The 13,564-nt window shown below is 70.7% G+C and carries 9 protein-coding genes and 1 pseudogene; 8 read left to right on the forward strand and 2 right to left on the reverse strand.

All coding sequences use genetic code 11. From position 1 onward, the window contains the following. The first annotated feature begins 5 nt into the window (after positions 1-5). The 5 genes and pseudogenes from ACIBAF_RS44810 to ACIBAF_RS44830 all read left to right on the forward strand — a co-directional run. Positions 6-1,388 (forward strand): dihydrolipoamide acetyltransferase family protein, encoded by a 1,383-nt coding sequence (locus ACIBAF_RS44810; RefSeq protein ID WP_399471839.1) that lies wholly within the window; start codon positions 6-8, stop codon positions 1,386-1,388. A 73-nt stretch (positions 1,389-1,461) separates the two neighbouring features. Then, positions 1,462-2,646 carry an acyl-CoA dehydrogenase family protein gene (locus ACIBAF_RS44815; RefSeq protein WP_399471841.1) on the forward strand — a complete coding sequence of 395 codons (1,185 nt, stop codon included), beginning with the start codon at positions 1,462-1,464 and terminating at the stop codon, positions 2,644-2,646. A gap of 752 nt (positions 2,647-3,398) precedes the next feature. Then, on the forward strand, positions 3,399-5,342 hold the full coding sequence (locus tag ACIBAF_RS44820; RefSeq protein WP_399471843.1) for an MFS transporter: 1,944 nt from the start codon (positions 3,399-3,401) through the stop codon (positions 5,340-5,342). Between the two features lie 141 nt (positions 5,343-5,483). Continuing rightward, the gene (locus ACIBAF_RS44825) at positions 5,484-6,434 is read left to right on the forward strand and encodes an alpha/beta hydrolase fold domain-containing protein (RefSeq protein WP_399471845.1); all 951 of its coding nucleotides are present in this window, start codon (positions 5,484-5,486) and stop codon (positions 6,432-6,434) included. 79 nt (positions 6,435-6,513) lie between these two features. After that, a pseudogene (locus ACIBAF_RS44830) lies at positions 6,514-7,074 on the forward strand (aldehyde dehydrogenase family protein); the annotation flags it as partial. A 10-nt stretch (positions 7,075-7,084) separates the two neighbouring features. On the opposite strand, the gene ACIBAF_RS44835 reads toward ACIBAF_RS44830, so the two are convergent. Then, a complete protein-coding gene (locus ACIBAF_RS44835) occupies positions 7,085-7,699 on the reverse strand; it encodes a TetR/AcrR family transcriptional regulator (protein ID WP_399471847.1) in 615 nt (204 codons plus the stop codon). A gap of 134 nt (positions 7,700-7,833) precedes the next feature. On the opposite strand from ACIBAF_RS44835, the gene ACIBAF_RS44840 reads away from it, so the two are divergent. Genes ACIBAF_RS44840 through ACIBAF_RS44850 form a run of 3 tightly spaced genes read left to right on the forward strand, consistent with a single transcriptional unit; the run spans position 7,834 to position 11,428 of the window. Next, on the forward strand, positions 7,834-8,913 hold the full coding sequence (locus tag ACIBAF_RS44840; RefSeq protein ID WP_399471849.1) for an alpha/beta hydrolase: 1,080 nt from the start codon (positions 7,834-7,836) through the stop codon (positions 8,911-8,913). Then, on the forward strand, positions 8,910-10,223 hold the full coding sequence (locus tag ACIBAF_RS44845) for a D-arabinono-1,4-lactone oxidase (RefSeq protein ID WP_399471851.1): 1,314 nt from the start codon (positions 8,910-8,912) through the stop codon (positions 10,221-10,223). The genes ACIBAF_RS44840 and ACIBAF_RS44845 overlap by 4 nt, the downstream gene beginning before the upstream one ends. After that, a complete protein-coding gene (locus ACIBAF_RS44850) occupies positions 10,220-11,428 on the forward strand; it encodes an amino acid deaminase/aldolase (protein WP_399471853.1) in 1,209 nt (402 codons plus the stop codon). Before ACIBAF_RS44845 ends, ACIBAF_RS44850 begins: the two co-directional genes overlap by 4 nt. Positions 11,429-11,811: 383 nt before the next feature. On the opposite strand, the gene ACIBAF_RS44855 is transcribed toward ACIBAF_RS44850, so the two are convergent. Further along, entirely contained in the window at positions 11,812-12,717 is a 906-nt protein-coding gene (locus tag ACIBAF_RS44855; RefSeq protein WP_399471855.1) for an alkaline phosphatase family protein, read from the reverse strand. Positions 12,718-13,564: the final 847 nt, after the last annotated feature.

Consider the following 13,564-nt stretch of genomic DNA (forward strand, 5'->3'; position numbering starts at 1 on the left):
CGCACATGGCCGACAGCGCGACGGCAGCCGGGCTGCCGCACACCACCGCGGGCACTTACGCCGGAGCGGACGTGCAGTACTTCCGCCTGCCTGATCCGGGCGAGGGCCTCACCGAGGCGGAGGTGGTGTCCTGGCACGTCGGTGTCGGCGACACGGTCGAGGTGAACCAGCCCCTCGTCGAGATCGAAACCGCGAAGTCGCTGGTCGAACTCCCCTCGCCGTACGCCGGTGAGGTCGTCGAAGTCCTCGTCCAGGCCGGGCAGACCGCCCTCGTCGGCGACGTCCTGGTCGGAATCCGCCCCGCCGCCGACGAAGCCACGTTCCGGCCTCTCGTCGGCTACGGCCCCCCGGCACACGCGCCGGCCGGCCGCCGCCGGCGCCCCGCACCGGAGCCCCCGCCCGCGCCGGCCGCACCATTCGCCACGACCGGACCGACCGCGTCCTCCTCGCCCCCGGCCCAGATGGCGACCGACGCCGCCGACCGCCCGCGCGCCAAGCCCCCGGTACGGCTGCTCGCCAAGAGGCTGGGAGTCGATCTGAGGGCGGTCAAGCCCTCCGGCCCGGACGGCAGGATCACCCGCGACGACGTCCACGCCGCGGCGGCGGTCGGCTCACCGGCCTCCCTCGCGGTGACCGGGCCGGCCCGTCCCGCGGCAGACACGCCGAGACCCGACGGGCAGCCCGGCGAAGTCCGCATCCCGGTCAAGGGTGTCCGCAAGCAGACCGCTCTCGCGATGGTCGCCTCCGCCTTCACCGCCCCGCACGTCACGGAGTTCGTCACCGTCGACATGACCCGCACGCTCGATCTGCGCAGCGCCCTCCTGCGCCGTTCGCCGTTCCGCGACATGAAGCTCACCCCGCTCGCCTTCGTCGCGCGGGCGTTCCTCCACGCGCTCGGCCGCACCCCGGATGCGAACAGCCGCTGGGACGAACCCAACCAGCAGATCGTCGTGCTTCCGGAGGTGAACCTCGGGATCGCCGCTGCCACACCACGCGGGCTGCTCGTCCCGAACATCAAGAGCGCGCAGCGCCTCGGCCTCGCCGACCTCACCCGGGCCATCGACGACCTCGCGCAGACCGCCCGCGCAGGGCGCACCCCGCCCGCCGCCTTGTCCGGAGGCACCGTGACCATCACCAACGTCGGGGTCTTCGGGGTCGACACGGGCACCCCGATCCTCAACCCGGGCGAGACGGCAATCCTCGCCGTAGGCGCCGTGCGCCGCACTCCATGGGTCGTCGGGGACGGATTCGACGAACGGATCGAACCGCGCTCCGTCGTCCAGCTCGCGCTCTCCTTCGACCACCGTGTCATGGACGGCCAGCAAGGCTCTCAGCTGCTCGCCGACACCGCCGACCTGCTGCGCGAGCCCGGTCTCGCACTGCTGTGACCACCTCCCCCAAGCGGGCTGTCCCCACTTCTCCCGTACGCCACCCGCGACCGCACTCAGCCAAAGAGTGACCGTGCCCGCACACCGCCTCATGCCGACGCAGGAGTCGGCCGACCTCATCCGCCTCGTCCGCGACATCGCGGCCGACGTCCTGCTGCCCCGGGCCGCTGAGGACGAGACGACAGGCCGGTTCCCACGCGAGGTGTTCGCCACGCTCGGCAAGGCCGGGTTGCTCGGGCTGCCGTTCCCAGAGGCCGTGGGCGGCGGCGGCCAGCCATACGAGGTGTACCTCCAGGTCCTGGAAGAACTCGGCTCGGCGTGGGCGAGCGTCGCCGTCGGGGTGAGCGTCCACACCTTGTCGTGCTCCCCGTTGTTCCACGCCGGTACGGCGGAGCAGGTGGGCCAGTGGCTGCCGGACATGCTGGGCGGTGAGCAGCTCGGCGCGTTCTGCCTCTCCGAGACGCACGCGGGGTCCGACCCGGCGGCCATGCGCACCCGCGCCGTCCTTGACGGCGACCTGTACGTACTCGACGGCGCCAAGGCGTGGACCACGCACGGCGGGCAGGCGGACTTCTACACAGTCCTGGCGCGCACCTCCGACGACGAGCGGCACGGCATCTCCTGCTTCCTGGTCCCCGCCGACGCTCCGGGACTGGTCGCGGACACCCCCGAGCGGAAGATGGGGCTCACCGGCTCGACCACGGCCGCGACGCTGCTCACGGACGTCAGGGTGCCGCTCGGGCAGCGCATCGGCGCGGAGGGCGACGGGCTGTCCGTCGCGCTCGCGGGGCTCACGGCCGGGCGGCTCGGCATCGCCGCCGTCGCCACCGGAGTGGCCCAGGCCGCCCTCGACGTCGCGGTCGAATACGCCCGGCAGCGCGAGACCTTCGGCCGCCCGATCATCGACCATCAGGGGCTCGTGTTCCTGCTCGCCGACATGGCGGCCCGCGTCGAGTCCGCCCGTGCCACCTACCTCTCCGCCGCGCGGCGCCTCGACGCCGGCCTTCCGTTCGCACAGCAGGCCGCCATCGCCAAGCTCGTCGCGACCGACCACGCGATGGCCGTCACCACCGATGCCGTCCAGGTGCTCGGTGGCGCGGGCTATACGAAGGAGTTCCCCGTGGAGCGGTTCATGCGCGAGGCCAAGGTCATGCAGATCTTCGAGGGCACGAACCAGATCCAGCGAGTCGTCATCGCACGCGACCTCTGCCGCGGTACCGCCGGCGCGGTCACCCACGTCGACGGGCCGGCCTGCTGATCGCACCCAGTCGACGTTCCGGCTCCCGGGAAGCACCTCAGCGCCACCGCGTGCCCAAAGCGTGCCCTTAAGACCGGTCAACTGCGGTCAACAGCGGTGTGATCGCGCGCTCCCGAACCCCAAGCAAGGCCACATAAGACCAGGTCAGAAGCTATTTGTCCACCCAAGCGCCGTCGCTTCCCAAGCTGAGAGCGCGAGTTCGATTCTCGTCATCCGCTCCACGAAGAAGGCCCAGCTCAGAGAGCCGGGCCTTTTTGCTGTGCTCTGCGATCACTCGCCGCGTGCCAGATTCGTGCCGGGCATGTATGCGCATCGCGTATAGCCGCCCTGCGGCAGGACAGGCCGTGCGCGCCCGCCACCACGACGACCAGCGGCCTTTCGCCGCCCGCGACTCGTCGACCAGCAGCTGGATCCGAACACGGCATTGTCGGGCAGAACATTCAGCCGACGAAGTCTGGACATTTGCCCAGACTGCGTCCTACCGTCTCCGCAACGTCCACGGCAGCGGACAGGAGCGAGATGGCGCCCACGAAGCGTCCTCCGCAAGACCGCCTCGCCGAACGGTGGTCCGCGGACCCGGCGGGCCACCAACGAAAGCGCCGCGGTCCTGCGGCGAAAGAGGTCCGCAGTCATCGGCGACCAGGTACCGGGCGTCCATTACGCGGATCTGTGCGGGCCCGTCCTCCGTGAGACCGGGTCCCCGCCCCACACGCCGAGTGCGCCACCGGCGTACCGCCAGGGAAGGAATCACCGTGACAACGACCCGCGTCCCCGTGCTCCCCGATGCAAGTCCCGCAGTGCGACGCAGTCTGTGGAACCGGCAGCTGTCGCACTATCCCGACACCGGACTCCGGTACCTGTACCTGGCGATCACGGTGCTCTCGACCGTGGTCCTCTACTACGAGCTGTACGTCTCGGGCTCGGTGGCGACCCAGATCATCACCGAACTCGGCATGTCCTTCAGCTACTTCGTCTGGATCTCGGTCGCCGGAAACGCGGTCGGCGCCTTCGCGTCGCTGTTCGCCGGACTCGCCGACCGGTGGGGCCGGGCCAACCTCGTGGTCGGGGGCCTGCTAGCGACCGGGCTGATCATCCTCTTCGGCCTTCCCCATGCACCGAACGGGATCACCTATCTGGTGCTGTACGTCCTGCTCAGCTTCGTCGAGGGCGTCGTGCTGGTCGCGACGCCGGCGCTGATGCGCGACTTCTCCCCGCAGGTGGGGCGCGGCGCCGCGATGGGCTTCTGGACGCTCGGCCCGGTGCTCGGCAGCCTGGTGGTCACCACGGTCTCCAGCAACACGCTCAACCATCACCCCGACTGGCGCTTCCAGTTCTACGTCTGCGGCGCCGCCGGGCTCGTCGTCTTCGTCGTCGCCCTCCTCGGACTGCGTGAGCTGTCCCCCGCGCTGCGTGACCAGCTCATGGTGAACATGCGCGACCGGGCCCTCCTGGAGGCTCGTTCGGCCCGTGCGAAGGGCGTCGACACCGCGCGCGAACTCAAGGACCCATGGCGGCAGATGCTGCGCTTCGGCATCATCGGCTCGGCGTTCGCGATCAGTGTCTTCCTGCTTCTGTACTACGCGCTGGTCGGATTCGCCGTCGTCTACTTCGCGACGACGTTCGGCTACAGCGACCAGCGGGCGAACGCGCTGGCCAACTGGTACTGGGCGTTCAACGCGATCAGCCTGGTGGTGTTCGGCCTGCTGTCGGACAAGCTCCGCGTGCGCAAGCCGTTCATGGTGCTCGGCGGCATCGTCAGCGTCGTGGGCACAGTCCTGTTCGCCCTCGCGGCGACCGAACCGGACACCGGCTACCACACGTTCGCCCTCTACTTCGTCCTCGGCTCCGTGGGCGGCGGCATGGCCTACGTCGCCTGGATGGCCTCGTTCACCGAGACCGTGGAGAAGCACGATCCCGCGGCCACCGCGGTCGGGCTCGCGGTGTGGGGCTGGACGTTGCGCCTGGTCGTCACGTTCTCCCTGGTGGTGCTGACGTTCATCGTCCCGGCCACCTCCACGCTGGTGGAGAAGGGGGCACGGATCACCGCCATCCAGCAGGAGCACCCTCGGCAGTTCGCGATCGTCACCGGCATCGACTCGGCCCTCGCGGCCCGCGTGCAGAAGGATCCCACCGACCGGGAAGGGCTGGCCACCCTGCTCGGCCAGGTCGCCACGGCGGAGGGCGCGAGAACAGCCGAGGTCCGAAGCGCCCAATCGGCTGTACGCGGTGGTCAGTTGGCCGCCGCCCAGGCCGTCGCCCCCGCCACCATGGCCGCGATACAGGCCGACCCGCGGGACACGGCCGCCCAGGCCGACGCGGTGAAACAGATCATGGCTGGTCTCGGAGTCGAGCGGGCCGCGGCCGTCAAGCTGCTGGCCGGTCTGGGTGACCCCGGCACACAGCAGGGTCTGCGGCTCGCGGCGCGGTACGCCGCGGATCTGAAGGCCGCGCCGGCGGCCATCGGCAAGGCCGACCTGGCGTACCTCGCCGCGCACGGAGCCGAGGTGGCGAAGGCCGCCCAGGACAACCCGAGGCAGTGGCAGACCTGGTGGTGGGTGTGCGTCGGCGGTCAGCTGCTGTTCCTGCCCTTCGTCTTCCTGATGGCCGGCCGGTGGAGCCCGCGCCGGGCACGCGAGGACGAGCGGGCGCACGACGCCCTGGTGGAGCGGGAACTGGCCGCGCTCAAGGAGTCGTAGAGCCGACTCCGAGGCCGGGGTGGGACGCCCGGACCCGCGTGTCACCCCGGCAGGGAACACACCGCCGATCACGAACCACAAGCCCGAACCACGGGCACGAACGAGCGCCGCCGCGTCGCGCGGCAGACGAAGGGACCCGAGATGCCCACAAGGGAGCACGCCGACGTCGTGACTGGGCGCGGCCACCCGTCGCTGCGCATGCGGTTCGTATGCGCCTGGCTCGCCGCCACGAGGACGAAGAGGGTCCTCGGCGACGACGAATCCACCGAGGCGGACCGACAGCGCAACCGCCGCAAGGGGCCCGCCGCCGTACCGCGGCGGCTGCGGCGCACCCACGACGTCACCGTGCACGACCGCGCCGGGCTGCGGTGCGCCGAGATCGGCGTCCGCGGCCGGCGGCCCGAGCGCACGATCGTCTACCTCCACGGCGGCGCCTACATCAATCCCGTCGTCGTACAGCACTGGGATCTGATGGCCGCGCTCGCCGCGGAGAACGACGCCCGGGTGATCGCGCCGTTCTACCCGCTGGCCCCCGAGGGAACGGCGGGAACGGTCGTCCCGTCCCTGCTCGACCTCCAGGTACGGCTCACCGAGGAGTCCGGTGCGGCGCCTGTGTGGGCCGGGGACTCCGCGGGCGGCGGGCTGGCCCTGGCCACGGCCATGCGCCTGCGCGGCGAGGGGCTGCCGCTGCCGCGGCACCTCGTGCTCTTCGCTCCCTGGCTCGACGCCGGACTCACGAACCGCGGCGTGGCCGACGTCGTCGCCCGGGACCCCACGCTCGACGTCGCCGGACTGCGCTACGCCGGCCGGTTGTGGGCCGGCGCGCTGCCCGTCGACTCGCCCCAGGTCAGCCCCGGCAGCGGTGACCCGCGTGGACTGCCGCCGACCACCGTGGTCGTCGGCACCCGCGACATCTTCGTGGCCGACTGCCGTGACTTCGCCGCCCGGGCCCGGACGGCCGGGGTCGACATCGCGCTGTTCGAAGGCGTCGGCGGCTTCCACGTCTACCCGGCGGTGACCTTCCTGCCCGAGTCCGCCGAGGCACGGCGGCTGGTGACCGCGCGCTTGAACGCCCCGAATCCGAAGGAGTGACCCATGCCCCCTCTCCACCCCGTGCCCGACGGGCCCGCGGCCGAGCGCACCGAGCAGTCCGGGGCGCCGAACCCGCAGGCCCGGCCAACTGGAGGCCGTCCGGCGACACGTCGACGACGCCACCGCCCACGGCGCCACGGTCCTCGTGGGCGGCAGGGCCCGTCCCGACCTGGGACCGACGTTCTACGAACCCACGGTCCTCACTGACGTCGACGAGACCATGCGGGTCTGTGTGGAGGAGACCTTCGGGCCGGTCGTCTCCCTGTACCGGGTCGGCAGTGACGACGAGGCCGTGGCCCGGGCCAACGACACCGGCTACGGACTGGGCGCCTCCGTCTGGACCCGCGACCCCGTGCGCGGCCGTCGGCTCGCGCACCGGCTGCGCAGCGGCAACGTCAACATCAACGAGGGCTACGCCGCCGCCTGGGGATCCACCGACGCCCCCATGGGCGGCTGGGGCGCCTCCGGCCAGGGCAGCCGGCACGGACGCCACGGCCTGCTCAAGTACACCGACTCGCAGACCGTGGCACGGCAGCGCGGGCAGTCCCTCGGCAAGCCCGCCGGAGTCGGCGGTGGGGGTTACGCGCGCGCCATGACCGTCGCCATGAGGGTGCTCGACCGGCTCGCCGGCAAGGGGTGAGGGCGCCCCCTCAGGCCGGCGCGGACGCCTTGCGAAGGTGAGTCATGGTCAGCCGGCGCAGAGCGTCACGCAGCACCGCGCGGTCGTCGGGGCGTGGATGCGCGAGCCGTTGCAGGGCGAACCCGTCGACCATGGCGACGAGTTCACGGCCGGCCAGACGCGCGTCCGGGGCTCCCAGTACGGCGAACATGGACTCGGCCGCGTCTTCGAGGGCCTGCACGATGCGCTGTACCGGTTCCACCAGTTCCGGCCGCCGCGAGCTCGCGAGGTATGCCTCGAACTGGGCCCTGATCAGGGTCTCCTTGGACGCGATCAGGATGTCGATCAGCTGGTCGACGTACTTGAGGGCGGGCGGGCCGCCGTCGACCGCGGGTACGTCGGCCGGCAGGTCCCGGGTCGCCTCCAGGACGCCGTCGGCGATCCGGGTGACGGCCGCGCCGATCAGTTCGTCCATGGAGGCGAAGAAGTACGACGTCGTGGACGGCGGCAGTCCGGCCGCCGCGGCCACCGAGCGGTGGGTGACCCCCTCGAGGCCGCGGGCGGCGATGACCTCCGCGGTGGCGTCGAGGAGCCGTTCCCGGCGTGCCTGTCCTCGTGCGTAGTGCGACTGCGGCCTGATCCCCATGCCTTGAAGCTACCCGACGGCGTTCCGGCCGCCCAAGCGCCGGAGCCTGAGGAGGCGCCTCCATGAACTCTGGACAAACGTCCAGAGTTCAGCCTAGCCTGGCGCCATTCCAACCCCCTGAGGAGCGTGACGCGATGACCGACGTACATCCGCTGTCCGAGAGACTGGCGCGCCGCGCGGCCCGCGGGCTCGGCCGCCTCCCGACCGCCGTGAAGCGGGCCGTCGCCGGCCGGCCCGTCTCCGTCGACGGGCAGGTGATGGACCTGGACGCGCAGGTCGGCAAGCGCGTCCTCGGCCTGACGGTCTCGAAGACGTTCGAGTCGCTGCCGCTCGCCCAAGGGCGTGCGCAGATCGCCTCCGAAGCCTGGATCTTCGGCGACGAGCTCCCCGTCGAGGAGATCCGGGACATCACGATCCCGACGCCCGAGGGGGGTGTCCCGGCACGCCTGTACCGGCCGGCGAGCGTCCGGCGTCCGTCGGCCGCGCTCGTGTACTTCCACGGCGGCGGATGGGTGCTCGGAGACCTGAGCGCCAGTGATTCCGTCTCCCGGTTCCTGGCCGCTCACGCGTCGCTCACCGTCATCGCGGTCGACTACCGGCTGGCGCCGGAGAACCCGTTCCCGGCGGCGGTGGACGACGCGCTCGCGGCCTTCACCCACGTCGTGGAACACGCCGAGGAGTACGACGTCGACCCGGCGGCCGTCGCGGTCGGCGGGGAGAGCGCGGGCGGGAACCTCGCGGCCGTGGTGGCTCTGGAAACGGCCCGGCGGGCACGCGAGGCCGGCTCCCCCGTGCCGGCGATGCAACTCCTCCTGATGCCGGTCACGGACCTCTCGCGCAAGCACCGCTCGTACGAACTGTTCGGAGAGGGCCTCTTCCTCACCGAGGCCCAGATGGACTGGTACAAGGCCCGCTACCTTCCCGATTCCGCGCTGGCCACGGACTCGCGGGTGTCGCCGCTGCTGGCCGAGGACGTGCACGACGTCGCCCCGGCCTACGTGGCCGTCGCGGGATTCGACGTGCTGCGGGACGAGGGCGAGGCGTACGCGCACAAGCTGTGTGACGCCGGAGTGCCTGCCGCCCTGCGCCGCCACAGCGGCATCACGCACAGCATGGTCAACGCGACCGGGTCCGGCCCCGCACCCCGGGCGGTGCTGCTCGAAGTCGCGGGCGCCCTCCGCATGGGGCTGGCCCGCGGGGCGGTGGCGTCATGACGTCCACCTGGACCAACTGGTCGGGCGAGCGGACCAGTCACCCGATGTCCGTCGTACGACCACACGGCGAGGAAGAGGTCGTCCGTGCCGTGCGGACCGCTACCGAGCGGGGGCTCACCGTGCGCGCGGTGGGCAGCGGCCACTCCTTCAGCGACATCGCCTGCACCGACGGCGTCATGATCGACCTGTCCCGCATGAACCGTGTGCTGTCCGTCGAGGAGCACCGGGTCACCCTCCAGGCCGGCATCACCCTGCGTGCGCTGGGCCCGAGGAACGCCGAGCACGGCCTGTCGCTGGAGAACCAGGGGGACATCGACGCGCAGACGGTGGCCGGGGCCCTCGCGACCGCCACGCACGGCACGGGCCGCGCGTTCGGCAATCTGTCGTCGCGGGTGGCGGGCATGCGGCTGGTGACCGCGGACGGCACCGTACGGCAGCTGGACCGGACCACCGCACCGGAGTTGCTGCGGGCCGCCCGGGTATCGCTGGGGGCGCTCGGCATCGTCACCGAGGTGACCCTCGAATGCGTCCCGGCGTTCGCGCTGCGCCGCGTCGACCGGCCTCGGCCGCTCGACGACGTGCTGGCCGAACTGGACCACCTGGTCGACGCGAACGACCACTTCGAGTTCTTCATCTGGCCGTACACGCGTACGGCCATGACCAGGACGTCGACCCGCACCGACGACGCCCCGAGTCCGACACCTCGCTGGAAGCGGCGCCTTCGCGAGGAGTTCGCCGAGAACACGGTCCTGGGCGCACTGTGCAGAGTCGGCAGGCGGTTTCCGTCCCTTGTGCCGGCCGTCAACGCCACCGTCGCCCGGTCGATGTCCCAGTCGCTGGTCGAGGACGTGGCCCATCGCGTCTACGCCACCGCCAGGAAGGTGAAGTTCACCGAGAGCGAGTACGCCGTCCCGCGAAGCCACTGCGCCGAGGCGCTGACCGCGTGCCTCCGGCTCGTCGAGCGGCAGCGGCTGCCGATCCTGTTCCCGTTCGAGGTGCGCTTCACCGCCGCGGACGACGCGTATCTGTCCACCGCCGAGGGGCGCGAGACCTGTTACATCGCGGCCCACCAGTACCAGGGCATGGACGCCGACCCCTTCTTCCGCGCGTTCGAGGACGTCATGGCGACGTACGGCGGCCGGCCCCACTGGGGCAAACGGCACACCCTGACGGCGCGCACCCTGCGCCCCCTCTACCCGCACTGGGACGACTTCGCCGAGAAGCGGGCCGAGCTCGATCCGACGGGAACGTTCGGCAACGCCCACACCCGCAGAGTCCTCGGAACGCACGGTGAGGTGGTGACACGATGAAGGCGCACAGTGACGCCGGGGACTACTACGGGAAGGTGTTCGCCCGTACGCAACCGCCTTTCGCGTTCGTCGACCTGGACGCGCTGACCGCCAACGCGCACGACCTCCTGCGCCGGGCGCACGGCAAGCCCGTGCGCATCGCCTCCAAGTCCCTTAGGTCCCGCAGGATCATCGAATACGTCCTCGGGCTGGACTCCGGCTTCCAGGGCATCATGGCGTTCACCCTCAGCGAGGCGCTGTGGCTGCACGGTCTCGGCGCCCAGGGCGTCCTGGTCGCATACCCGACCACCGACACCGAGCTGCTCGGCGCCCTGGCGGAACGCACCGTCGAGGACCCCGAGGGCGCCCCCGTCGTGATGATCGACTCACCGGACCACGTCGAGCTGATCGAGCACGCCGCCCGCCGTTGCAGTACCCGTGTGAAGACCTGCCTGGACTTCGACGCGTCCTTCTGGCTGGCGGGCGGCCGGATACGGATCGGGGCGAAGCGCACTCCGATCCACACACCGGAGCAGGCCGCGGCGGCGGCCCGACGCGTCGAGCGCAGCACGTCCGCCCGTCTTGTCGGCGTGATGTCGTACGAGGCGCAGATCGCCGGAACAGGCGACGCGGCGCCGAAGCGGCCGGTCGCCAACCGTGTGATCCGGCTGATGCAGGACCGGTCCCATCGCGAGCTGCGGGAGCGGCGCGCGGTCGCGGTCGCGGCGATCTCGCGCATCACGCCACTGGACTTCGTCAACGCCGGCGGGACGGGTGACCTGGAGCTCGTCGCGAGTGAACCCGTCGTCACGGAGGTCACCGCGGGATCCGGGCTCTACGCACCCGCCCTCTTCGACAGATACTCGCGGTTCACTCCGCAGGCCGCGGCGTTCTTCGCACTGCCCGTCGTGCGCCGGCCCGGCCCGCGGACGGTGACCGTGCTCGGCGGTGGCTACGTCGCCTCCGGCGTCCCCCGCTGGGACCGGGCGCCGGTACCGGCCTTCCCGGCGGGGCTGCGGTACGACGGCAACGAGGGTGCGGGCGAGGTGCAGACGCCACTGCTCGGCGCCGCCGCCGAGCACCTCACCGTCGGATCGCCGGTCTTCTTCCGGCACGCCAAGGCCGGCGAGCTGTGCGAGCGTTTCAACGAGCTGCACCTGGTCCAGGACGGGGAGATCGTGGACGTTGTCCCGACCTATCGAGGAGAGGGCCGTTGTTTTCTCTGAGGCGTCGTCCGAGAACGCAGAACCTGTGCGCCGCTGCCGAAGCGTTGACGACCGGTTGATCGATCTCGCCCGGTGCACACAAGACCGGTCAACCACGGTGAACTGCGGTGCCAGACACCCCCTCGAAGCGCGCCGCAAACGACGTATCCGCAGGTCAGGCACCATTCCGCCCGCGAAGCGCCGTCGCTTCCCAAGCTGAGAGCGCGAGTTCGATTCTCGTCACCCGCTCCACTACGAACCCCCAGGTCATAGACCCGGGGGTTGTTTGTTATCTAGACCAGTGGGCGGGCGCGCACCACATCCGCACCCTAAGGGCGCGGCTATGTGCCGGTGGGCTTCTCTTCGTGGTGCGCAGGGTCGCGACAGCTCAGTCGCTACGGCCTTTACCGTTCCTGGAGTCGTGGGAAGAGTTCGGCGAGCACGTGCTGCGCTGCGTCGATGCCGTCTTTTCCCGTCAGGAGTTGATCGGGCTTGAAGTCGGGTACTTCGGCTCCCATTTCCTTGCCGAGGGCGAACACCCCTCCAATGAGGGACTTGCCCAGCAGGCCCAGGGGCGCATCCAGCGGCAGCATCGACTCCGGGCCGGCCGGGAAGGGCCGAGCGGTGACCTCCGGCCAGTCGTCCTGGGCGCGGGGGCTCAGGGAGGTGAAGATCTGTCCGAAGCTTCGCGCGCTCGCGTCGCGGGCAGTCAGGGGCGCTCCGAGCTTCCACCGCTCACGCAGGGTCGCGATAAAAACCTCGCAGAACCAGTGGTCGAACGTCGCGAAACCCCGCGCGATCGTCGACATCACCGGCATCCGCTCCGGCGTGTAGCCGGACATGATCTTCGCGTACTCGTCGTAGGACGGCATCCGGCCGTTCTCGAACAGCAGCATGCTCGCATAGTCGGCGACGAACCCGTCCATCGTCGGCGCCCGGTCGGCCGCCGGGGCGTTGTAGGACCCCCGCGCCTCCATCTGGCCACGGTTGGCCTCATCGAGAATGCCGAACAACTGCGTGTTGACGTGGTGGAACTCTTCCCCGGGATCCGGAGCAGGCGTATTCATGTCCCGGGCGGCCCCGTACGGGATCGGGTCGCGTCCTCCCTCGGGCAGCCACGCCGGAACCGGATTGCTCAGCTCCTTCCCGAGCACCCCTTCGAAGGCGGGCGCCTCGCCCGGCTCGTAGAGCCGACCGAGCAGGTTGTCGAACGAACGGTTCTCGAACATCACCACAACAACATGGTCGAGCGCATTCTCCGGCCCCAGCTGCCCGAAACCCACATGATGAATCCTCCCGACACTGATCACCCGGATCAGGTGGGACTCCTCGCTCGGCAGCGCTGCCCGTGTGACGGACCGCGGTCTCGTATCCACCGTCGCATGACACCTCTTACCCCGCCAGGGGCGGACAGCCCTCACGCACGGACCGACCGGCCACACACCCGCGGACAGGGGGTTCGGCTCCGACTGCGGAGCCACTGGCAAGCCCAGCAACCGCCAGTGACCGACACCGGGCGCCAAGCCCTTCCCTCCCCAGCCTGTATGACCTCCCATGACCGATCTCTACGCAGAGCTACGGATCAGATGCTCCCCTGCCTGCCACAGGCGCTGGCGCCGGCGCCGGCAGGACGCTGCACCCGTGAGTGTGCAACTGCGTGACAACGCCGACGAACACAGGCGGACGAGCGCGAACGTCTGCGGACCGTCGGCGCAGGTGAAGAGCACACCAGCCCAAGGCACCGCCCCCACCCAAGTTGCTTCGGGACGAAGAAGTCATTGCCGGATCCTGCGGGAATCACGGGGAACAGCGGGAACTTGCCCCATCACGGGCTGGCCGTCGCGGCCTGTTCTAGAGCTCCGCGTCCCAGCGCGCTCGCAGGGACGCGCCGCCGGCAAGGCTTTCGTCGAGGAACGCAGACAACTCTTGGAGAGCGTCCAAGGCGCGCTGGAGGTTAGGGCGGCGCTCACCGTTGGCGATGGCGAGGTGGAACCAGATGAGGGGGTCTGCCCACACTCTCCGATCCGGTTGCGAAAGCAGGTCGCAAAATTCTCTGTAGCTCCTGAGTGGACGTTAAGTCCGTTTCTCGTAGCGACCTCGTCCGGGTTGGGTGAGGAAGCCTTGTCGGACGAGGCGTCCGAGGCGGCTGCGGGTGAC

Origin of the sequence: Streptomyces sp. NPDC051677, from assembly GCF_044453465.1 — a bacterium.
In the GTDB taxonomy this organism is placed as follows: domain Bacteria; phylum Actinomycetota; class Actinomycetes; order Streptomycetales; family Streptomycetaceae; genus Streptomyces.

Coding starts and splice junctions, on each gene's coding strand:
- ACIBAF_RS44810 (WP_399471839.1), top strand. CDS start 6: ATGGCCGACAGCGCGACGGCAGCCGGGCTGCCGCACACCACCGCGGGC.
- ACIBAF_RS44825 (WP_399471845.1), top strand. CDS start 5,484: ATGCCCACAAGGGAGCACGCCGACGTCGTGACTGGGCGCGGCCACCCG.
- ACIBAF_RS44835 (WP_399471847.1), bottom strand. CDS start 7,699: ATGGGGATCAGGCCGCAGTCGCACTACGCACGAGGACAGGCACGCCGG.
- ACIBAF_RS44840 (WP_399471849.1), top strand. CDS start 7,834: ATGACCGACGTACATCCGCTGTCCGAGAGACTGGCGCGCCGCGCGGCC.
- ACIBAF_RS44845 (WP_399471851.1), top strand. CDS start 8,910: ATGACGTCCACCTGGACCAACTGGTCGGGCGAGCGGACCAGTCACCCG.
- ACIBAF_RS44850 (WP_399471853.1), top strand. CDS start 10,220: ATGAAGGCGCACAGTGACGCCGGGGACTACTACGGGAAGGTGTTCGCC.